The organism is Streptomyces sp. NPDC088554 (assembly GCF_044752945.1).
Taxonomy (GTDB): Bacteria; Actinomycetota; Actinomycetes; order Streptomycetales; family Streptomycetaceae; genus Streptomyces.
Map to the genome: position 1 here is coordinate 16,081 of NZ_JBIVMF010000023.1, position 20,241 is coordinate 36,321.

Annotated in this window: 17 protein-coding genes, 2 pseudogenes and 1 riboswitch; of the genes and pseudogenes, 13 read left to right on the forward strand and 6 right to left on the reverse strand. The window is 70.8% G+C overall.

Features of this window, described 5'->3' with window-relative positions; genetic code table 11:
- Nucleotides 1–174 precede the first annotated feature (174 nt).
- Complete coding sequence (locus tag ACIP8W_RS24560) at nucleotides 175–405, reverse strand: hypothetical protein (protein ID WP_030350144.1); 231 nt, start codon at nucleotides 403–405, stop codon at nucleotides 175–177.
- A gap of 466 nt (nucleotides 406–871) precedes the next feature.
- On the opposite strand from ACIP8W_RS24560, the gene ACIP8W_RS24565 reads away from it, so the two are divergent.
- The 6 genes from ACIP8W_RS24565 (at nucleotide 872) to ACIP8W_RS24590 (ending at nucleotide 7,869) form a co-directional block, all read left to right on the forward strand.
- Complete coding sequence (locus ACIP8W_RS24565) at nucleotides 872–2,998, forward strand: type IIA DNA topoisomerase subunit B (RefSeq protein WP_401949266.1); 2,127 nt, start codon at nucleotides 872–874, stop codon at nucleotides 2,996–2,998.
- A gap of 146 nt (nucleotides 2,999–3,144) precedes the next feature.
- A complete protein-coding gene (locus tag ACIP8W_RS24570; protein WP_401949268.1) occupies nucleotides 3,145–3,669 on the forward strand; it encodes a DUF1453 domain-containing protein in 525 nt (174 codons plus the stop codon).
- Nucleotides 3,666–4,943: a sensor histidine kinase gene (locus ACIP8W_RS24575; RefSeq protein ID WP_402204643.1), complete on the forward strand. Its 1,278-nt coding sequence runs from the start codon at nucleotides 3,666–3,668 to the stop codon at nucleotides 4,941–4,943. The genes ACIP8W_RS24570 and ACIP8W_RS24575 overlap by 4 nt, the downstream gene beginning before the upstream one ends.
- A complete protein-coding gene (locus ACIP8W_RS24580; RefSeq protein WP_401949273.1) occupies nucleotides 4,940–5,620 on the forward strand; it encodes a response regulator in 681 nt (226 codons plus the stop codon). Before ACIP8W_RS24575 ends, ACIP8W_RS24580 begins: the two co-directional genes overlap by 4 nt.
- A 96-nt stretch (nucleotides 5,621–5,716) precedes the next feature.
- On the forward strand, nucleotides 5,717–6,280 hold the full coding sequence (locus ACIP8W_RS24585) for a DUF485 domain-containing protein (RefSeq protein WP_401949276.1): 564 nt from the start codon (nucleotides 5,717–5,719) through the stop codon (nucleotides 6,278–6,280).
- Complete coding sequence (locus tag ACIP8W_RS24590; protein ID WP_402204644.1) at nucleotides 6,277–7,869, forward strand: cation acetate symporter; 1,593 nt, start codon at nucleotides 6,277–6,279, stop codon at nucleotides 7,867–7,869. The genes ACIP8W_RS24585 and ACIP8W_RS24590 overlap by 4 nt, the downstream gene beginning before the upstream one ends.
- Before the next feature lie 58 nt (nucleotides 7,870–7,927).
- Here ACIP8W_RS24590 and ACIP8W_RS24595 read toward each other — a convergent pair whose 3' ends face one another.
- The 3 genes and pseudogenes from ACIP8W_RS24595 to ACIP8W_RS24605 all read right to left on the reverse strand — a co-directional run.
- A complete protein-coding gene (locus ACIP8W_RS24595; protein ID WP_401949280.1) occupies nucleotides 7,928–8,611 on the reverse strand; it encodes a response regulator in 684 nt (227 codons plus the stop codon).
- Nucleotides 8,608–10,308 carry an ATP-binding protein gene (locus ACIP8W_RS24600; protein WP_401949282.1) on the reverse strand — a complete coding sequence of 567 codons (1,701 nt, stop codon included), beginning with the start codon at nucleotides 10,306–10,308 and terminating at the stop codon, nucleotides 8,608–8,610. Before ACIP8W_RS24600 ends, ACIP8W_RS24595 begins: the two co-directional genes overlap by 4 nt.
- Nucleotides 10,309–10,388: 80 nt before the next feature.
- Nucleotides 10,389–10,610: pseudogene (locus ACIP8W_RS24605) on the reverse strand (citrate/2-methylcitrate synthase); the annotation flags it as partial.
- Here ACIP8W_RS24605 and ACIP8W_RS24610 point away from each other — a divergent pair.
- The 3 genes and pseudogenes from ACIP8W_RS24610 to ACIP8W_RS24620 all read left to right on the forward strand — a co-directional run bounded on the left by ACIP8W_RS24610 (nucleotide 10,606) and on the right by ACIP8W_RS24620 (nucleotide 12,199).
- Nucleotides 10,606–10,719 carry a citrate/2-methylcitrate synthase gene (locus tag ACIP8W_RS24610; RefSeq protein ID WP_401949542.1) on the forward strand — a complete coding sequence of 38 codons (114 nt, stop codon included), beginning with the start codon at nucleotides 10,606–10,608 and terminating at the stop codon, nucleotides 10,717–10,719. The pseudogene ACIP8W_RS24605 and the gene ACIP8W_RS24610 overlap by 5 nt on opposite strands.
- Nucleotides 10,710–10,937, forward strand: a pseudogene (locus tag ACIP8W_RS24615) (citrate/2-methylcitrate synthase); the annotation flags it as partial. The gene ACIP8W_RS24610 and the pseudogene ACIP8W_RS24615, both read left to right, overlap by 10 nt.
- Before the next feature lie 41 nt (nucleotides 10,938–10,978).
- Nucleotides 10,979–12,199 (forward strand): CobW family GTP-binding protein, encoded by a 1,221-nt coding sequence (locus ACIP8W_RS24620; protein WP_401949285.1) that lies wholly within the window; start codon nucleotides 10,979–10,981, stop codon nucleotides 12,197–12,199.
- Nucleotides 12,200–12,259: 60 nt separating this feature from the next.
- On the opposite strand, the gene ACIP8W_RS24625 is transcribed toward ACIP8W_RS24620, so the two are convergent.
- Nucleotides 12,260–14,710 carry a DNA topoisomerase (ATP-hydrolyzing) subunit A gene (locus ACIP8W_RS24625; RefSeq protein ID WP_401949287.1) on the reverse strand — a complete coding sequence of 817 codons (2,451 nt, stop codon included), beginning with the start codon at nucleotides 14,708–14,710 and terminating at the stop codon, nucleotides 12,260–12,262.
- A gap of 201 nt (nucleotides 14,711–14,911) precedes the next feature.
- On the opposite strand from ACIP8W_RS24625, the gene ACIP8W_RS24630 reads away from it, so the two are divergent.
- The 4 genes from ACIP8W_RS24630 (at nucleotide 14,912) to ACIP8W_RS24645 (ending at nucleotide 19,743) form a co-directional block, all read left to right on the forward strand.
- Nucleotides 14,912–16,270, forward strand: a complete 1,359-nt coding sequence (locus ACIP8W_RS24630) for a M16 family metallopeptidase (RefSeq protein WP_401949289.1) — start codon at nucleotides 14,912–14,914, stop codon at nucleotides 16,268–16,270.
- A gap of 17 nt (nucleotides 16,271–16,287) precedes the next feature.
- Nucleotides 16,288–17,670, forward strand: a complete 1,383-nt coding sequence (locus ACIP8W_RS24635; RefSeq protein WP_401949535.1) for a M16 family metallopeptidase — start codon at nucleotides 16,288–16,290, stop codon at nucleotides 17,668–17,670.
- A 190-nt stretch (nucleotides 17,671–17,860) separates the two neighbouring features.
- Nucleotides 17,861–18,032, forward strand: a riboswitch (cyclic di-AMP (ydaO/yuaA leader).
- 12 nt (nucleotides 18,033–18,044) lie between these two features.
- Nucleotides 18,045–18,833 (forward strand): M23 family metallopeptidase, encoded by a 789-nt coding sequence (locus tag ACIP8W_RS24640; RefSeq protein WP_401949292.1) that lies wholly within the window; start codon nucleotides 18,045–18,047, stop codon nucleotides 18,831–18,833.
- 220 nt (nucleotides 18,834–19,053) lie between these two features.
- A complete protein-coding gene (locus tag ACIP8W_RS24645) occupies nucleotides 19,054–19,743 on the forward strand; it encodes a GntR family transcriptional regulator (RefSeq protein WP_401949295.1) in 690 nt (229 codons plus the stop codon).
- A gap of 196 nt (nucleotides 19,744–19,939) precedes the next feature.
- Here the strand turns inward: ACIP8W_RS24645 and ACIP8W_RS24650 are convergent, their stop codons facing one another.
- A complete protein-coding gene (locus ACIP8W_RS24650; protein ID WP_401949298.1) occupies nucleotides 19,940–20,221 on the reverse strand; it encodes an HPr family phosphocarrier protein in 282 nt (93 codons plus the stop codon).
- Nucleotides 20,222–20,241: the final 20 nt, after the last annotated feature.

Below are 20,241 nucleotides of genomic sequence, written 5' to 3' on the forward strand. Positions count from 1 at the left end.
GTCGCGGGTCGTCGCGGCGCGCGCCTGCCTGCTCGCCCGGAGGCGCTGTGCTCCCGCCATGACGACGGGAACGGTGGCACGACGACGAGAACGGGCGGCCGCCCTCCTGTGCAGGAGCGGTCGCCCGTCGGCCGGTCACAGGACCGGCCCTTGGCTCGTCGTGGATGCGAGGTGTCAGTGTTCCTCTTCACCGCCGCCGGCCGGTACGGCCGTCAGTCGGTCGGTCTCATCCTGTATTTCCGCGGCGATCTTCTTGAGTTCCGGCTCGAACTTGCGTCCGTGGTGGGCGCAGAAGAGCAGTTCACCACCGCTGGACAGGAGGACGCGCAGATAGGCCTGGGCGCCGCACCGGTCGCAGCGGTCAGCCGCGGTCAGCGGGCTCGCGGGGGTCAGAACAGTAGTCACGTCGCCTCTTCTCTAGCTCGACGAGCTGTCGTACCAGGGTCAACATCCAACCAGGCCGAAAACGTTCCCGCTCGCGGCTTTTCCTCGAAAACTAATCTTCCGTGCTGGCGGGTGGTGACGATTGGCGGCGAATGGGCCGTATCGCTTCGCTGGGCTTCGCTCTACGGGTTTCGCGTTGCTTGACGGTGCTTGAAGTCGCTTGTCGGGGGGTCGCCCTCACCGGCTGGCTTGCCGGTTGTTGATGAGGACGTGCCCGGAGCCTAAATGGTTCATGCCTGGAAGGGAACGTGATGTGTGCTTCACTCCAACGAAGGATCGAACACCTATGCGACCTTGGACTAGCATGAGAATGCGCGAGGGTGGCGTGACAACGGCTCTACCAGGGCTCTGTACCCTCTGACCGATGACAGACGCCGGGCCTTTACCCCATCGGGCCACATCTCAAATTCAGCGAGGAGCGAACCGCGTGACCGCCGATACGTCCGTGCCGTCCACAGCGCTGCTGACAGCAGACCGTGACGGCTCCAACTACACCGCGCGGCACCTGCTCGTCCTTGAAGGGCTCGAAGCAGTCCGTAAGCGCCCCGGAATGTATATCGGTTCGACCGACAGCCGCGGTCTGATGCACTGCCTCTGGGAGATCATCGACAACTCCGTGGACGAGGCCCTGGGCGGCTACTGCGACCACATCGACGTGACCCTCCACGAGGACGGCTCCGTCGAGGTCAAGGACAACGGCCGGGGCATCCCGGTCGACGTGGAGCCCAAGACCGGCCTCTCCGGTGTCGAGGTCGTGATGACCAAGCTGCACGCCGGCGGAAAGTTCGGTGGCGGCTCGTACGCCGCGTCGGGCGGTCTGCACGGAGTGGGCGCCTCCGTGGTCAACGCGCTCTCCGCGCGGCTGGACGTCGAGGTGGACCGCAACAGCGCCACCCACGCGATCAGCTTCCGGCGCGGGGTCCCCGGCTTCTTCGCCGAGCAGGGGCCCGACAGCCCCTTCGACGCGGCGAACGGGCTGGTCAAGGGCAAGCGAGTGCCCAAGATCAGGACCGGCACGCGCGTGCGTTACTGGGCCGACCGGCAGATCTTCCTCAAGGACGCCAGGCTCTCCCTGGAGACGCTTCACCAGCGCGCCCGCCAGACCGCCTTCCTGGTCCCCGGACTGACCATCGTCGTCAGGGACGAGCGGGGGATCGGCGAGAGCGAGGCCAACGGCAAGATCGAGGAGACCTTCCGCTTCGACGGAGGCATCAGTGAGTTCTGCGAGTACCTGGCGCAGGACAAGGCCGTCTGCGACGTCCAGCGGCTGACGGGACAGGGCACCTTCAAGGAGACCGTGCCGGTCCTGGACGAGCTGGGGCACATGACGCCCACCGAGGTCACCCGTGAGCTGGGCGTCGACATCGCCCTGCGCTGGGGCACCGGGTACGACACCACGGCGAGGTCGTTCGTCAACATCATCGCCACCCCCAAGGGCGGCACGCATGTGAGCGGATTCGAACGCTCCCTCACCAGGACGGTCAACGAGGTACTGCGCTCGGCCAAGATGCTGCGCGTCGCCGAGGACGACATTGTCAAGGACGACGCCCTGGAGGGCCTCACCGCGGTGATCACCGTGCGGCTCGCCGAGCCGCAGTTCGAGGGCCAGACCAAGGAGGTCCTCGGCACCTCGGCGGCCAACCGGATCGTCGCCAGTGTCGTCGCCAAGGAGCTCAAGACCTTCCTGACGGCGACCAAGGGCGACGCCAAGGCGCAGGCCCGCGCCGTGCTGGAGAAGGCCGTCGCCGCCGCCCGTACGAGAATCGCGGCCCGTCAGCACAAGGACGCCCAGCGCAGGAAGACGGCGCTGGAGTCCTCCTCGCTGCCGGCCAAGCTCGCCGACTGTCGCAGCGACGACGTGGAGCGCAGCGAGCTGTTCATCGTGGAGGGCGACTCCGCGCTCGGTACGGCCAAGCTCGCCAGGAACAGCGAGTTCCAGGCGCTGCTCCCGATCCGGGGCAAGATCCTCAACGTACAGAAGTCCTCCGTCACCGACATGCTGAAGAACGCCGAGTGCGGGGCGATCATCCAGGTCATAGGGGCGGGCTCGGGCCGGACGTTCGACCTCGACTCGGCGCGGTACGGCAAGATCGTGCTGCTGGTCGACGCCGATGTGGACGGCGCCCATATCCGCTGTCTGCTGCTCACGCTCTTCCAGCGCTACATGCGGCCGATGGTCGCCGCGGGCCGGGTCTTCGCCGCGGTACCGCCGCTGCACCGGATCGAGCTGGTGCAGCCCAAGAAGGGTCAGGACAAGTACGTCTACACGTACTCGGACAACGAGCTGCGGCAGACACTGCTGGAGTACCAGCGCAAGAACATCCGGTTCAAGGACGCCATCCAGCGCTACAAGGGCCTGGGCGAGATGGATGCCGACCAGCTGGCGGAGACGACCATGGACCCCCGTTTCCGGACCCTGCGGCGGATCAACATCGGGGACCTGGACTCGTCCGAGCAGGTCTTCGACCTGCTGATGGGCAATGAGGTGGCGCCCCGCAAGGAGTTCATCACCAGCTCCGCGGCGACGCTGGACCGCTCGCGCATCGACGCCTGACGGTCTCTCCCCGGTGAACCGCCGAGCGGCCTCCACCCCTGGGTGGAGGCCGTTTCCCCACCCTCGGTCAACCCCCGAGCCGATGCTCCGACCTGGGCTTTCTCCGTAACGTCGAAGTCGTTGAACTTCTCGTTCCGGAGGTCCCGATGTCCCTTGTCAATGTGTTGGTGATCGTCGGCGTGATCGCGCTGATCGCGGTGCGTCAGTCGAAGCCGCAGCGGATCGCCACCGAGGGGCGCGGCTGGCTCGTCCTGCCGGTGATCCTGGTGGTCGCCGCCCTGCGCGAGCCGGGCGTCATCGACGGGCACGACCAGGAGCTGTCGGCGCTGCTGCTCGGCGCCGAGCTGGTGGTGGGGCTGGTGGTGGGCCTCGGCTGGGCCTGGACCAGTCGGATCTGGGCCGAGCCGGACGGCACGGTGTGGTCCAAGGGCACACGGGCCACGGCGGCAGTCTGGGCCGGTGGTATCGCGGTACGGGTGGGGATGGTCGCGGCCGGTGCCCTGCTCGGTGTCCACCAGGGCACCGGGGCGCTGCTGCTCGCGCTCGCCGCCTCCATCCTGGTCCGCAGAGGGGTTCTGGTGTGGCGGGCCCACGCCATCGGCTCCTCGAACGGCCCCGGCCCGTCGTACGGTGATCGTGCAGCCGCCGAGCCGTGGAAGGACCGTGTGTGACGCCAGAGGACTGGACGAAGTGGCCCTCGCGGGAGGCGCTCTCCCGGGAGGGCCTCGCCGATGCCCGGCGGTGGCTGGCCCGGCTCGTGCGGCTGGTCGTACTGGCCGTGCTGGTGTGGACGATTTTCAGCCGGCGTCATGTCGCCGACTGGGGCGTGGCCGCCGCTGTGGGAGGTCTGTCCGCCGTCGTCCTCTGTGCCTGGGCGTTCTACCACGCCACCCTCCACCACGCTCTGTGGCGGTCGGTCGGGCTGCTGGCGCTGCTGGTGGGCGCGGGCTTCGCCGCGCACCGGACCGGGTTCGAGGTCGTCGCGATCGTGCTGTGGTGCGGCTGTGCCCTGACCGGTATGAGACGGCTGCCCCTTGTCGCGGCCCTGCCCATCACGCTGGCCACGCTCACCGGATTCGTACTGAGCGACCGGGCGTCCTGGCTCACCACCGTACTGACCGTCGCGGGGCTGCTCCTCGGTGGTTACGCGCTGCGGCTCGACGCCGAGACGCGCGGCACCACCCAGCGGCTGCTGGCCCAGGAGCGGGCGGCCAGGGTCGCGGAGGCCGAGTCGGCCGCCCTCGCAGAGCGGGCCAGGATCGCCCGGGACATCCATGATGTCCTGGCACACAGCCTCTCCGCGCAGCTCGTCCACCTGGAGGCGGCGCGGCTGCGGATCGAGCAGGAGCCGCCCGGCCCGTTCCGCGACCAGATCCTGGAGCGCGTCGTCGCCGCGCGCTCCATGGCGCGCGAAGGGCTGGCCGAGACCCGCCAGGCGCTCTCCGCGCTGCGCGGCGAGATGGTGCCCCTCGGGGAGTACCTCCGCGAGCTGGCCGCCCTGGACGGCGCCGAGGTCGAGATCGCGGGCGAGCCGAGGCCCCTGCGGGCCGAGGCGTCCCAGACGGTGCGCCGGGTGGCGCAGGAGGCGCTGACCAACGTACGCAAACACGCGCCCGGTGCCCGGGTGCGGATCCGGCTCGCGTACGCCCCGGACGGAGTGACGCTGGAGGTACGGGACTCCGGTGGGCGGGGGCCGGGACCGGCCGGGCAGGCCGGGGCGGGGGCCGGGTACGGTCTGCTGGGGATGCGGGAGCGCGCCGAGCTGCTCGGCGGCACCCTGGAGGCAGGGCCGGGGGCGTTGGACGGGGTCGGTGACGGTTCACGCGGGTCCTTCGGCGCGCAGGGCTTCGATGGTTCGGGCGGGTCCGGTGGTTCTGATGGTTCCGGTGGGTCCGATGGTTTCGACGGGAAAGGTTTCAGCGTGCGGCTGAGAGTGCCGGCATGACGGCCAGGGTGGTCGTGGCCGATGACCAGGCCGTGGTGCGCGAGGGCATCGTGATGCTGCTCGGCCTGCTGCCGGGCATCGAGGTCGTCGGCGCGGCCAGGGACGGCGAGGAGGCCGTCGCCCTCGTCGCCGAACTCGCCCCCGATGTCGTCCTGATGGATCTGCGGATGCCCCGCTGCGACGGCGTGGAGGCGACCCGCCGTATCCGTCACGAGCATCCGGCGACCCAGGTCGTGGTGCTCACCACCTACGCCGACGACGATTCGCTGTTCGCCGCGCTCAAGGCGGGTGCCCGGGGCTATCTCACCAAGGACGCCCAGGGCGAGGAGATCGTCCGGGCGATCGAGGACGTCCTGGCGGGACAGGCGGGGCTCGCCCCGTCCGTACAGCGCAGACTGCTGGAGCGGGTCACGGTACCGCCCGCCGCGCCCGTCCCGGCCGAGCCGCCGGACGGGCTCACCGCGCGGGAGGCGGAGGTGCTCTCGCTCGTCGCCGAAGGGCTCTCCAACAAGGAGATCGCCGCCCGGCTGCACATCGGCGCGGCCACCGTGAAGACGCATATCAACAACCTCTTCGCCAAGACCGGGGTGCGCGACCGCGCACAGGCCGTCCGATATGCCTATGAACGCGGACTCATCCCGCCTCCGGAGCCGCCTTCCGGGACAACTGTCACCTGATGGGGTGAAGTCGGGAGAGAACCGGAGCCGGGGACCCGCCCGCTGCCCATCCTTGCTACGCGGCCGAAAAGGTTCGCCGACAGGGAGAGTGGACCGGTGGAGAAGCAGGAAGGGCGCGACGCCGCGACGGTGCGGCTCGACGACCCGTGGTACGCCGCGCTGGCCTCGGACTGGGGCGATTCCGCGGGTACGGACATAGCCATGGCGTCCGTACCGGCCGAGGGGAGCGTGGTCCCCGGGCCCGGTCAGGACGCCGCCGACGCGCGTACGGCCGTCGACATCTATACGGAGGTGCAGCGCAGCGCCGCCTTCCAGGAGGTGCGCGGCCGCTACCGAAGGTTTGTCGTACCGGCGTCGATCGCCTTTCTCCTGTGGTACTTCGCGTATGTCGTGATGGCGACAGCCGCCCCCGGGCTGATGGCCCTGCCCGTGGCGGGCGCGGTGAATGTGGCGATGGTGGCCGGTCTCGGCCAGTTTCTCTCCACCTTCCTGCTGACCTGGGCATACGCCCGCCATGCCCGGCTGTACCGGGACCGCGCGGCGCTCGAACTGCGCTGGACCGTGTTCGACCAGGAGCGGAGATCGGAGCGGACATCGGGGCGGACGCCTGGGCAGATGTCCGGGTGGACGCCGGAGCGTACCGGGGGGACCGGCCGGTGAGCGGCGACCACCAGACCCTGGCGCTGCTGCTGTTCAGCACGTCCGTCGCGGTCACCCTGGGGATCACCGCATGGGTGAGCGGGCACCGCCACGGCTCGGCCGAGGAGTTCTACACGGGCGGCCGGCTCTTCTCGCCGATGGAGAACGGTTTCGCCATCGCGGGCGACTACATGTCCGCGGCCTCCTTCCTCGGGATCTCCGGTGTGATCGCCCTCTTCGGCTACGACGGCATGCTCTACTCGGTCGGCTTCCTGGTGGCCTGGCTGGTCGTCCTGCTCCTCGTCGCCGAACTCGTCCGCAACTGTGGACGCTTCACCCTCGCCGACGTGGTCGCGGCCAGGATGGCCGAACGGCCGGTCAGGATCGCCGCGGGCACCTCCTCGGTGACCGTTTCCGTGCTCTATCTGGTGGCGCAGATGGTCGGTGCGGGCAGTCTGGTCGCCCTGTTGCTCGGCGGTACGAGCGGGGCGGCGCGCGCCTGGACCGTGATCGGGGTGGGCGCGCTGATGGTCATCCACGTCTCGCTCGGCGGGATGCGCGCCACCACCTGGATCCAGATCGTCAAGGCCGTCCTGCTGATGGCCGGGGCGCTCACGCTGACCGTCCTGGTCCTGGTCCGGTTCCACGGTGATGTCAACGCCCTGCTGAACACCGCCGCCGTGCGCAGTGGCCACGGAGTGGAGTTCCTGGCCCCGGGGCTGAAGTACGGCGGAGACGGGACCGCGCGCCTCGACTTCATCAGCCTGGGGCTCGCCCTCGTCCTCGGGACGGCGGGGCTGCCGCACATCCTGTCGCGCTTCTGCACGGTGCCCACCGCGCGCGCCGCCCGCCGCTCGGTCATCTGGTCCATCGGGCTCATCGGCGGCTTCTACCTGATGACGATCGTGCTCGGCTTCGGCGCGGCGGCGCTGGTCGGCTCCGACGCGGTACGGGCCGCCAACCCGGCCGGGAACACCGCCGTACCGCTGCTCGCCCTCGACCTCGGCGGCGGAGCGGGGTCGACCGGGGGCACGGTGCTCTTCGCGGTGGTCGCGGCGGTCGCCTTCGCCACCATCCTCGCTGTCGTCGCGGGCATCACGCTCGCCTCCTCGGCCTCCGTCGCCCATGACCTGTACGCCTCGCTCAAGCGCCCGCACGCCAAGAAGCGCGGCGAGGTCGCTGTGGCACGGGTGGCGGCCGCCGGGGTCGGCGCCGTGTCCATCGGGCTCAGCCTGCTCGCGCGGGACCTGAACGTCGCCTTCCTGGTCGGTCTCGCCTTCGCGGTCGCCGCCTCCGCCCATCTGCCCGTCCTGCTCTACTCGCTGTTCTGGCGGAACTTCACCACGCGCGGCGCTGTGTGGTCCGTGTACGGAGGGCTGATTCCGGCCGTTGTGCTGGTGCTGCTCTCGCCCGTGGTCTCGGGGAGCCCCGAATCGGTCTTCCCCGGGGCGGACTTCCAGCTCTTCCCGCTCCAGAACCCGGGCGTGGTCTCCATCCCGCTGGGCTTCCTGGCGGGCTGGATCGGTACGGTCACCTCGGCCGAGCCGCCGGACGAGGCGAAGCACGCGCAGACCGAGGTGCGGTCGCTGACCGGCGCGGGAGCCGTCTGAGCGGGGGACAGTACGGGGAGTACGTAGCAAGTGCCCGCGTACGCCGGGGTACGCGCTGTCAGGCGCCCGCGCCCGCCGCCCACGCGTAGCGGTGCTCGGGGCGCCCGGTCGCGCCGTACCGGAGCGTGAGCCGTACCCGTCCGGACCGTTCCATCAGCTTGAGGTAGCGCTGAGCGGTCTGTCGGCTCATCCCCGCGCGCTCCGCGATGTCGTGCGCGGAGAGCGGCCCGTCCGCGGCCATCAGCACCTGGCGCACCAGTGCGGCGGTGGCGGCCGAGTGGCCGGTGGGGAGGGGCGGGCCGACCGCGGCGGAGAGCGCTCCGAACATCCGGTCCACCTCCGCCTGTTCGGTCTCGCCGCCGCTCTCCAGGGTGCGGCGGAGCGTCGCGTACGCCTCCAGCTTGGCCCGCAGGCCGGCGAACCCGAACGGTTTGATCAGGTACTGGAGCGCGCCGTGGCGCATCGCGGACTGGACGGTGGCGATGTCGCGCGCCGCCGTGACCATGATCACATCGGTCCGGTGGCCGAGCCGTCGCAGCTCCCGGAGGACCGTGAGGCCGTTCCCGTCCGGCAGTCCGTGGTCGAGGAGGATCAGGTCGACGGGGCGTTCGGCGACCCGGGTCAGTGCCTCGGCGGCGGAGTGGGCCTGGGAGACCACCCGGAAGCCCGCGACCCTGGCCACATGGGCCGTGTTGACCTGGGCCACCCGGAGGTCGTCGTCCACGATCAGCACGTCGATCACCGTGTCCCGCCCGTCGCTGTCCGTCCCCGCTCCACATCGGCCGTACCGGCGGTGGACAGGGGGTCCGTGGTCCCTTCGGGGCCCGCCTCGGTCAGCGCCTCGGGGAGGACGACGGTGAACTCGGCGCCGCCGTCCGCGCCCGCGCCGGCCCGCGCGCTGCCGCCCTGCCGCTCGGCGAGCCTGCGCACGAGAGCCAGGCCGAGGCCGCGTCTGCCGTGGGCGGGCGGCTCCTTGGTCGACCAGCCCTCCGTGAAGACCAGTTCGTGCCGGTCGGCCGGGATCCCGGGGCCGCTGTCGGAGACGACGAGGACGACCGTACGGCCTTCGGCGCGCAGCTCCACCTCGATCCGGGGATCGGCGGAACCGGCCGCCGCGTCCAGCGCGTTGTCGACCAGATTGCCCACCACCGTGACCAGGCCCTGCGGGTCGACCAGCCGGTCCGGCAGCAGGGTGTTGGGCGACAGCCGCAGAGAGACGCCCCGTTCGGCGGCGACCGTGGCCTTGCCGACCAGCAGCGCGGCGGGCAGCGGGTCATGGATCCGCTCGGTGATCTCCTCGGCGGTGATCCTGTGCACCCCGACGACCTCGGTGACGAACTCCGCCGCCTCCTCGTACATGCCCAGCTCCAGCAGCCCGAGCACGGTGTGCATGCGGTTGGCGTGTTCGTGGTCCTGGGCGCGCAGGGCGTCGATCAGCCCCCGGGTGGCGTCCAGCTCCCGGCCCAGCCGCTCCAGCTCCGTGCGGTCCCTGAGCGTGACGACGGCGCCCCCGTCGTCGGTCGGCATCCGGTTGGCGACCAGGACGCGGCTGCCCCGTACCGCGAGCAGGTCCTCGCCCCGGACCCGGCCGGTCAGCACCTCGGTGGTGCGGCCCTCGCCGAGCAGCTCGTCCAGCGGGCGGCCGGTGGCATCGGGGCCGAGGCCCAGCAGCCGCTGCGCCTCGTCGTTCATCAGCCGGACGCGGCCGGTCCTGTCCAGCGCGACCACGCCCTCGCGCAGACTGTGGAGCATGGCCTCGCGCTCGGTGAGCAGCGCCGCGATATCGGAGAAGGCCAGGTCATGGGTCTGCCGCTGGATCCTTCTGGAGATCAGATAAGCGGCCAGGGCCCCCGCGGCCAGGGCGCCGCCCGCGTACGCGAGCAGCCCGGGGATCGCGGAGAGGAAGCGGTCGCGGACGCTGTCGTACGCGATACCGACCGAGACGGCTCCGACGATCTCTCCCGTACGGTCGCGCAGCGGCACCTTCCCCCGGGCGGAGCGGCCCAGGGTGCCGCTGTCCAGCTCCATGACGTGCTCACCTGCGAGGGCGCCGCTGGGGTCGGTGGAGACGACGCGCCCGATCGCCCGGAGGTCGGGGTGCGACCAGCGCACCCCGCGCCGGTCCATGACCACCACGTACTCGGCGCCGGAGGCCACCCGGACGCGCTCGGCCTCGGCCTGTACCGGCCCGTCGGCCGTCGGCCGGGACGCCAGCAGCTCGGCGGCGACGCGCGGGGACGCGGTGGTCTCCGCGATGGCCAGGGCGCGGCGCATCGCCTGGTCGTCGAGTTCACGGCTGAAGGGCGCGAGGAAGAGCCCGGTGGCCAGTACGGTGACGCCCGCGGCGATGGCGAGCTGCGTCAGCAGGATCTGGGAGAAGACCCGGCGCGGCCAGCCGAATCGCCGCCGTACGCCGGTGGTGTGCGGTCCGGCACTCATGTGTACGAACGGTAGAGGGCCCGGCGGCCTTTCCGAAATCCTTCCGCGATCTCCCCCGCCCGGGTGGGCCGGAGGTTTCCTCAGGGCAGTTCCCGGGGCGGCCGGGGGCCGTTGTACTGCCCGCTCGGACGCATCCGCAGCGGCTTCTCGCCGTACTCCTCCAGCGCGTGCGCGATCCACCCCGCCGTCCGGGCCACCGCGAAGACCGTCTCGCCCGCCTCGGCGGGCATTCCGGCGGTCACGGACAGCGCGGCCAGCGCGAGATCGACATTGGCGTGCAGCTTCACATGGCGGGCGGTGGTCCACTACCGCCAGTACTCCGCCGTCGAGCTGGCACGGAGCCGAAACTTCGAGGACGTCTGGTATCTGATGTTCTACGGAGAGCTGCCGGACGCGGCCCTGCCGAGCTGAAGCCGGGCCGGGAACTGCACACCAACGTGGAGTTCTACGCCGGGGTGGTCATGGAGCTGTGCGGGCTGCCGCGCGAGATGTTCACCCCGACCTTCGCCGCGGCCCGGGTCGTCGGCTGGAGCGCCAATATCCTGGAGCAGGCGGAGGACAGCAAGATCATCCGCCCGGCGGCCCGCTACGTGGGACCGCCCCCGCCCCAGCCGGTCCCGGCCCGCTGAGCGCGGGACCGAACCGAACCACGCAGTACGGAGGCGCGCTCTTGAGCAGGAAGCAGATCCCGGTGGTCGTCCTCACCGGCTTTCTGGGATCGGGCAAGACGACCTTGCTCAACCATCTGCTGCGCCGCCGCGCGGGCAACCGGATCGCGGTGGTCGTCAACGACTTCGGCGCGATCGAGATCGACGCGATGACGGTCGCGGGACAGGTCGGCTCGACGGTCTCGCTCGGCAACGGCTGTCTGTGCTGCGCCGTCGACGCGAGCGAACTCGACGGCTATCTGGAGCTGCTCAGCCGGCCGTCCGCCCGGATCGACATCATCGTCATCGAGGCGAGCGGACTGGCCGAGCCGCAGGAGCTGGTCCGGATGATCCTCAACGGCGACAACCCGAACACGGTGTACGGAGGGCTGGTCCAGGTCGTCGACGCGGCCGAGTTCGACGCGACCCGGGAGCGCCATCCCGAGACCGACCGGCATCTGGCGCTCGCGGATCTCGTGGTCCTCAACAAGACCGACCGGGTGGCCGGACCGGAGCACCGGCGTATCCTCGCCACCCTCGGCGAACTGGGCCCGGGGACACCGGTGGTCTCCGCCTCGTACGGGCGGGTCGATCCGGAGCTGCTCTTCGACCCGGCCGTCCGGCCGGCCGAGGAGGAGAAGGCGCGTCAGCTCACCTTCGAGGACCTGTACGAGGATCTGCAGGAGGGCGGCCACCAGGGGGACGCTCACCAGGAGGCCGAGGGATACGGGGACCGTCGTGGCGGCCACGAGGGCCATCTCCACGCGGCTTACGAGAGCGTCTCGTTCACCGCGCGCGGCCCGATGAGTCCGCGACGGCTCATGGACTTCCTCGACTCCAGGCCCGCCGGGCTCTACCGGATCAAGGGGTTCGTCGACTTCGGCGCGGCCGACCCCGCCCGCCGCTACGCCCTGCACGCGGTGGGCCGGTCGCTGAGGTTCCACCCGGTGCCCTGGGCGCGCGGCGAGGAGCGCCTCACCCAGCTGGTGCTGATCGGCTCGGGCCTCGACCGCGAGGCGCTGCTCAAGGAGCTGGAGGCATGCCGGGCAACGGAGGCGGAAGGCCGGGCGGCGGCGGAAGAGCAGGCGGCGGAACAGGCGGCCGGGGAGAACGGAGCGCGGGACACGGCCGAGGCCGACCGCTCCATGTGGGGCGTCCTGCGTTACGTACCCGGCTCGCCCGGGGGCGAGCCCGAGCCGGACCCCGAGGGACCGGACCCGGAGCAGGCCCCGGACGGGCCGTGACGCCACTCCCGCTGTTCCGGCCGTCGAACGGCCGGAACAGCGGGAGCGGTCAACACGCGGTCAGAGCATGGGCCCCGCCAGCGCGGCGATCTCCGGGGCGAAGGGGGTGCCCGAGCCGTCCCGGCGCGGGTCCGGATCCGGCAGCTCGACCGGTGTGCCGTTCTTCTGCGCGGCGCGCGCCGGACTCGCCCCCGTCCAGGCCAGGGCCAGCACGTCCTCGCCCTTCAGGAACCGCTGACAGCGCACCCCGCCGGTCGCCCGGCCCTTGCGCGGGTACTGGTCGAACGGGGTGAGCTTCGCCGTACGTACGGAGTCGTCCAGCGTCCCGTGCGAACCGGAGACGGTGAACACCACCGCGTCCACCGCCGGGTCCACCGCGGTGAAGGAGATCACCGAGGCACCCTCGGTCAGCTTGATGCCCGCCATACCGCCCGCGGGCCGGCCCTGCGGCCGTACCTGCGCGGCCTGGTAGCGCAGGAGCTGGGCGTCCGAGGTGATGAAGACCAGGTCCTCCTCGCCCGTACGCAGCTCGACGCCGCCGATGATCCGGTCCCCCTCCTTGAGGGAGATGACCTCCAACTCGTCCTTGTTGGACGGATAGTCGGGCACGACCCGCTTGACGACGCCCTGGAGCGTGCCCAGGGCGAGCCCCGGGGACGACTCGTCGAGCGTGGTCAGACAGATCAGCTCCTCGTCGCCCTCCAGCGCGAGGAACTCCGAGACCGCCGCCCCACCGGACAGATTGGGCTCGGCAGCGGTGTCCGGCAGCTGTGGCAGATCGATCACCGAGATCCGCAGCAGCCGCCCGGTGGACGTCACCGCGCCGATGTCGCCGCGCGCCGTGGCGGGCACGGCAGAGACGATCACATCGTGCTTGACGCGCCTGCCGTCACCGCCCTCCAGCGGCTCGCCGTTGGCCGTACGGGCCAGCAGACCGGTCGAGGAGAGCAGCACCCGGCACGGGTCGTCCGCGACCTCCAGCGGTACGGAAGCCACGGCGGAGCCCGCGGACTCCAGCAGCACCGTCCGCCGGGGGGTGCTGAACTTCTTCGACACCGCGGCCAGTTCGGCCGAGACCAGCTTGCGCAGCTCGGTGTCCGACTCCAGGATCCCGGTCAGCTCGTCGATCTCGCCGGTGAGCCGGTCGCGCTCGCTCTCCAGCTCGATCCGGTCGAACCGGGTGAGCCGGCGCAGCGGCGTGTCCAGGATGTACTGCGTCTGGATGTCGCTCAGCGAGAAGTGCTCGATCAGCCGCTCCTTGGCCTGTGCCGAGTTGTCGCTCGACCGGATCAGCCGGATGACCTCGTCGATGTCGATGAGCGCGACGAGCAGCCCCTCGACCAGGTGGAGCCGGTCGCGCCGCTTGGTCCTGCGGAACTCGCTGCGTCGGCGCACCACCGTGAACCGGTGGTCGAGATAGACCTCCAGCAGTTCCTTGAGACCCAGCGTCAACGGCTGGCCGTCGACCAGCGCCACATTGTTGATGCCGAAGGTCTCCTCCATGGGCGTCAGCTTGTAGAGCTGCTCCAGGACGGCCTCGGGCACGAAGCCGTTCTTGATCTCGATGACCAGGCGCAGACCGTGCGCCCGGTCGGTGAGGTCCTTGACGTCCGCGATGCCCTGGAGCTTCTTGGCGGAGACCAGGTCCTTGATCTTGGCGATCACCTTCTCGGGACCGACCGAGAAGGGAAGCTCCGTCACAACCAGGCCCTTGCGGCGCGCGGAGACGTCCTCCACCGTCGCGGTGGCCCGGATCCTGAAGGTGCCCCGGCCCTTCTCGTACGCGTCCTTGATGCCGGTCAGCCCGACGATCCGGCCGCCGGTCGGCAGATCGGGCCCCGGCACGAAACGCATCAGTGTCTCCAGGTCGGCGCCCGGATACTTGATCAGATGGCGTGCGGCCGCCACGACCTCGCCCAGGTTGTGCGGGGGCATGTTCGTCGCCATGCCGACCGCGATCCCGGAGGTGCCGTTGACGAGGAGGTTCGGATACGCGGCCGGAAGTGCGACCGGTTCCCGCTCCTGGCCATCGTAATTCGGCTGGAAATCGACGGTGTCCTCGTCGATCGACTCCGTCATCAGTGACGTGGCGTCAGCCATCCGGCACTCGGTGTACCGCATGGCGGCCGGCGGGTCGTCGTTTCCGAGGGAACCGAAGTTCCCGTGGCCGTCGACCAGCGGCAGCCGCATGGAGAACGGCTGTGCCATCCGGACCAGCGCGTCATAGATCGACGCGTCTCCGTGCGGGTGAAGCTTGCCCATCACCTCGCCGACGACGCGGGCGCACTTCACATACCCGCGGTCGGGGCGCAGGCCCATCTCGTTCATCTGGTACACGATGCGGCGGTGCACCGGCTTCAGGCCGTCCCGGGCGTCGGGCAGGGCCCGGGAGTAGATCACCGAGTACGCGTACTCGAGGAAGGAGCCCTGCATTTCATCGACCACGTCGATGTCGAGGATCTTCTCCTCGAAGTCCTCCGGCGGCGGGGTCTTCGTGCTGCGGCGGGCCATCGCGGCTGCGGCTCCTTCACAGGTTCTGTACGGCAACTTCTGGAACTGACGCGGACCATTGTGGACCGAGCCACTGACAACGCCGACCTCGACCCGTCGTCGAGAGTCGGCCGGGGGTGCGTTGCGGGGGAACTTCGCCAGGTGTCAGCGCGCTTGCATACAGTGGCAGGACTTCTCCATATCGCGATCGAAGGGACGTACATGCCCATGGGTCACACGGCCACAGCGCAGGCCGGTTCCGGCGGCCTGACAGCGACCGAGCACCGCCTGGCCAACGGCCTGCGCGTGGTGCTCTCCGAGGACCATCTGACCCCGGTCGCCGCGGTCTGCCTCTGGTACGACGTCGGCTCACGCCATGAAGTCAAGGGGCGTACAGGGCTTGCCCACCTCTTCGAGCACCTGATGTTCCAGGGTTCGAAGCAGGTGGCGGGGAACGGTCACTTCGAGCTGGTGCAGGGGGCCGGTGGTTCCCTGAACGGCACCACGAGCTTCGAGCGCACCAACTATTTCGAGACCATGCCGACCCACCAGTTGGAGCTGGCGCTCTGGCTGGAGGCCGACCGGATGGGCTCGCTGCTCGCCGCGCTCGACGAAGAGTCCATGGAAAATCAGCGGGACGTCGTCAAGAACGAGCGCCGTCAGCGGTACGACAACGTGCCCTACGGTACGGCCTTCGAACGGCTGACAGCGCTCTCGTACCCCGAGGGCCATCCCTACCACCACACCCCGATCGGCTCGATGGCCGATCTGGACGCCGCCACGCTGGAGGACGCCCGCGCGTTCTTCCGTACGAACTACGCGCCGAACAACGCGGTGCTGTCGGTCGTCGGCGACATCGACCCCGAGCAGACGCTCGCCTGGGTCGAGAAGTACTTCGGCTCGATCCCGTCCCACGACGGCAAGAAGCCGCCGCGCGACGGCTCGCTGCCCGACATCATCGGCGAGGAGCTGCGCGAGGAGATCCACGAGGAGGTGCCGGCGCGCGCGCTGATGGCCGCCTACCGGCTGCCGCACGACGGCACGCGCGAGTGCGACGCGGCCGATCTCGCCCTCACCGTCCTCGGCGGCGGCGAGTCCTCCCGGCTGCACAACCGGCTGGTACGGCGCGACCAGACCGCCGTCGCGGCCGGCTTCGGGCTGCTGCGGCTGGCGGGCGCCCCGTCGCTCGGCTGGCTGGATGTGAAGACGTCCGGCGGTGTCGAGGTCCCGAAGATCGAGGCCGCGGTCGACGAGGAGCTGGCCAGGCTCGCCGCCGAGGGCCCCACCGACGAGGAGATGGAGCGGGCCCAGGCCCAGCTGGAGCGCGAGTGGCTGGACCGGCTCGGTACGGTCGCGGGCCGCGCGGACGAACTGTGCAGGTTCGCCGTGCTCTTCGACGACCCGCAGCTGGCGCTCTCCGCCGTCACGCGCGTGCTGGACATCACCGCGGAAGAGGTCAGGGCTGTGGCCGCCGCGCGACTGCGCCCAGACAACAGGGCGGTGCTGGTGTACGAGCCGCTCACCGCCGAGGACGCCGACGCCGCCGGGACCGACAACGAGCACGAGGGGGCGGACCAGTGACCGACGCTGCCGTGACCATGGACTTCCATCCGCAGCCGACGGCCGGCGTGGCCAGGCCCTGGGCCTTCCCCGCCCCCGAACGCGGCGCGCTCGGCAACGGCCTGACGGTCCTGCGCTGTGACCGCCCGGGACAGCAGGTGGTGGCGGTCGAGATCAACCTCGACGCCCCGCTGGACGCCGAGCCCGAGGGCCTCGACGGCGTGGCCACGATCATGGCACGGGCGCTCTCCGAGGGCACCGACAAGCACACCGCCGAGGAGTTCGCGGCCGAGCTGGAGCGCTGCGGCGCCACGCTCGACGCGTACGCCGACCACCCGGGGGTACGGGTCTCGCTGGAGGTCCCCGTCTCCCGGCTGCCCAAGGCGCTCGGCCTGCTCGCCGAGGCGCTGCGCGCCCCCGCCTTCGCCGACAGCGAGGTCGACCGGCTCGTACGCAACCGGCTCGACGAGATCCCGCACGAGACCGCCAACCCCGGCCGCCGGGCCGCCAAGCAGCTCTCCAAGGAGCTGTTCCCGGCCTCCCTGCGGATGTCCCGGCCACGCCAGGGCACCGCCGAGACGGTGGAGCGCATCGACGCCGCGGGTGTACGCGCCTTCTACGAGGCGCACGTACGCCCCGCCACGGCCACCGCCGTGATCGTCGGCGACCTCACCGGGGTCGACCTGGACGAGATCCTCGCCGACACCCTCGGCGCCTGGACCGGCGACACCGCCGCGCCCCGGCCCGTACCGCCCGTGACCGCGGACGACACGGGCCGGGTGGTGATCGTGGACCGCCCCGGCGCCGTCCAGACCCAGCTGCTGATCGGCCGGATCGGCGCCGACCGGCACGACCGGGTCTGGCCCGCCCAGGTCCTCGGCACCTACTGCCTGGGCGGCACGCTCACCTCCCGGCTCGACCGGGTGCTGCGCGAGGAGAAGGGCTACACCTACGGCGTACGGGCCTTCGGCCAGGTGCTGCGCTCCTCGTCACCCACCGCCCCGGGCGGGGCGACCGGCGCCGCGATGCTCGCCATCAGCGGCTCCGTGGACACCGCGTCCACCGGCCCGGCGCTGGAAGACCTCTGGAAGGTGCTGCGCACGCTCGCGGCGGAGGGGCTCACCGACGCCGAGCGCGATGTGGCCGTACAGAACCTGGTGGGGGTGGCGCCGCTGAAGTACGAGACGGCGGCTTCCGTCGCGGCCACGCTGGCCGACCAGGTCGAGCAGTTCCTTCCGGACGACTTCCAGGCGCAGTTGTACGCGCGGCTGGCGGAGACCGGCACCGTCGAGGCGACGGCGGCGGCCGTCAACGCCTTCCCGGTGGACCGGCTGGTCACCGTACTGGTCGGGGACGCCGCACAGATCAAGGAGCCGGTCGAGGCTCTCGGTATCGGTGAAGTGACGGTTGTCACCGGCTGATTCGTCCGCGGGAGGGAACCTCGGTGGCCTCGGCTGCCGGGGTTCCCTCTTTATGTCCGCTTCCTTGGTGAATCTTCCCGTCTGGCCTGTGGGCTATATGACAAAACAGCCTGTTCGGTTGGCGAACGAAAGACGACACGCCTAGCGTCGGTCCGGTTGTCCGCCAGCATCCCGCCGCATCCGTGGCACCGGGCAGCCATCGCCGAGTCCCCGTCAGGCGCGAGCCGAGGGGGAGCCGGGGACCCATCAGTCCCTGGGGTGAATCGGACGCCTTCGCGGCTCGGCCCGCGCGGAGGGGCCCGTAGGAGACCTTCCTGCTCCGAACCCGTCAGCTAACCCGGTAGGCGAGAGGGAAGGAAAGGACCAGCCACTCCATGGCGTTCACCCGAGCCACCGGGAAGCACCGTGCCCGCAGCGGTATGAGCCGCAAGGGCGGCGCGAGCGTCGCCGGTCTCGCGACGCTCACCGCGACCGGAGTCATCGGCACCCTGGCCGCCTCCCCGGCCCTCGCCGCCGGCGCGGACATCGAGGCCGCCTCGCAGACCGGACTGAACCACGCGATCACCCTCGGCGACTCCCTCGTCGATGTGATCGACGAACAGGCCGAGGTCCAGCGCCGCGCCGCCGAGCAGACCGCCAGGCTCAAGGCCGAGGCGCAGGCGAAGGCGGAGGCGAAGCGGCTGGCGGAGGCGCGCGCCAAGGAGATCCGCGCGGAGCAGGAGCGCGCCACCCGCGCGGCCGAGCGCAGGCTCCTCAACACCTTCCAGCTCCCCGTCGCGGGCTCCTACGTCACCACGGGGTACCGCGCGGGCGGCTCCCTCTGGTCCTCCGGCAGCCACTCCGGCGTCGACTTCCGTGCCGCGTTCGGCACCCCGGTCGTGGCCGTGGGCACGGCCACCGTGGTCGAGGCGGGCTGGGGCGGCTCGTACGGCAACAACATCGTGCTCAGGATGGCCGACGGGACGTACACCCAGTACGCCCACCTCTCCTCGGTCGCGGTCTCCGTCGGCCAGAGCGTCACCCCCGGCCAGCAGATCGGTCTCTCCGGCGCGTCCGGCAACGCCACCGGACCGCATCTGCACTTCGAGGCCAGGACCGGCCCGGAGTACGGCTCCGACATGGACCCCGTCGCGTATCTGCGCGCGCACGGCGCCAACGTCTGACCCGTCCGTACGCCCCGGACATCCCTGGAAGGCCTCGGCTCCGTGCCGGGGCCTTCGCTGTTGACGCCGGCGTCGGGTCGGGGGCGGCGTCGGGTCTGGCGTTGGCCAAAAGATATCCATCGATTTCGGGCACCCTTCGGAAATTCGCCTTCATTGCAATAGAGTCACGGAACAGGAGTCAATCGGCAGCGTTTCGCGCGGATTAAGCGGAGGTTGGGATATGCGCATTCCCGCGCACTCGGTATGCACGGCGATTCGCGACGACATCGTCTCCGGTCTGTTCGAGCGGGGAAGCAGGCTCACCGAGGAACAGCTGGCGCGGCGGTACGGTGTCTCCCGCGTCCCGGTGCGCGAGGCCCTGCGCACCCTGGAGTCGGAGGGCTTCGTGACCACCCGCCGCCATGTCGGCGCGTGTGTCGCCGAGCCCACGGAGCAGGAGGCCGCCGACCTCCTGGAGGTACGGCTGATGCTGGAGCCGCTCGGCGCGGCACGGGCCGCCCAGCGCCGTACGGACGCCCATCTCAAGGTCCTGCGCGGGCTGGTCAGACTGGGACAGGACCGGGCCCGCCGGGGCCAGGGCGAGGATCTGCGCTCCCTGGGCGCCTGGTTCCACGAGACGCTCGCCCAGGCGTCGGGCAGCCCCGCGCTGACCTCCCTGCTCACCCAGCTCAGGCACAAGATCGCCTGGATGTACGTGGTCGAGCAGCCCGCCCACCCCGTGGAGTCCTGGGCCGAGCACGGCGCGATCGTGGACGCGGTGGCGCGCGGTGACGCGGAGCGGGCGCGGGCGCTGACGGCCCTGCACGCCGAGCGGACGGCGGGGGCGCACCGGCTGAAGCGCCTGGACCGTACCCGCGAAAAGGTGAGGGTTTCGCAACATGCCGTAAACACCGCGAGTGCGCCCACTTAACATTCGCGCCGTATACAAAAGAGAAGAAAAGGGCGAGGTCTATTTCTCGCTGTCCGCGTCCGGTGCGCGGTAAAACGATGAAGAGTTATGTCCGGGACGGAGCGCGGCACCGGAAACGGAAAAGCCGCGCCCCACCGAATTCGGTGGACCACGGCTCCCTCGCGAAATCGCTCCGCGCCGGTCGGTGCCGGTCGGCTCAGACGGTCTCGGGCAGCTCGTCGAGGCCCTCGGCGACCAGCTTCGCCAGCCGGTCCAGCGCGGCGTCGGCACCCTCGGCCGCGGAGGCCAGCACGATCTCCTCGCCGCCCTGCGCGCCCAGCCCGAGCACCGCGAGCATCGACGCGGCGTTGACGGGGTCGCCGCCGGCCTTCGCGATGGTCACGGGAACGCCGGTGGCCGTGGCGGCACGGACGAAGATGGAGGCGGGACGGGCGTGCAGGCCCTCGGCCCAGCCGACATTGACGCGACGCTCAGCCATGGTGTTGCCCTTCAAGTCTG

Excerpts from the sequence above, each read along its gene's own strand:
- ACIP8W_RS24570 (WP_401949268.1), top strand. The coding sequence starts at position 3,145 with ATGTCCCTTGTCAATGTGTTGGTGATCGTCGGCGTGATCGCGCTGATC.
- ACIP8W_RS24580 (WP_401949273.1), top strand. The coding sequence starts at position 4,940 with ATGACGGCCAGGGTGGTCGTGGCCGATGACCAGGCCGTGGTGCGCGAG.
- ACIP8W_RS24600 (WP_401949282.1), bottom strand. The coding sequence starts at position 10,308 with ATGAGTGCCGGACCGCACACCACCGGCGTACGGCGGCGATTCGGCTGG.
- ACIP8W_RS24625 (WP_401949287.1), bottom strand. The coding sequence starts at position 14,710 with ATGGCCCGCCGCAGCACGAAGACCCCGCCGCCGGAGGACTTCGAGGAG.
- ACIP8W_RS24630 (WP_401949289.1), top strand. The coding sequence starts at position 14,912 with ATGCCCATGGGTCACACGGCCACAGCGCAGGCCGGTTCCGGCGGCCTG.
- ACIP8W_RS24635 (WP_401949535.1), top strand. The coding sequence starts at position 16,288 with ATGGACTTCCATCCGCAGCCGACGGCCGGCGTGGCCAGGCCCTGGGCC.
- ACIP8W_RS24640 (WP_401949292.1), top strand. The coding sequence starts at position 18,045 with ATGGCGTTCACCCGAGCCACCGGGAAGCACCGTGCCCGCAGCGGTATG.
- ACIP8W_RS24645 (WP_401949295.1), top strand. The coding sequence starts at position 19,054 with ATGCGCATTCCCGCGCACTCGGTATGCACGGCGATTCGCGACGACATC.
- ACIP8W_RS24650 (WP_401949298.1), bottom strand. The coding sequence starts at position 20,221 with ATGGCTGAGCGTCGCGTCAATGTCGGCTGGGCCGAGGGCCTGCACGCC.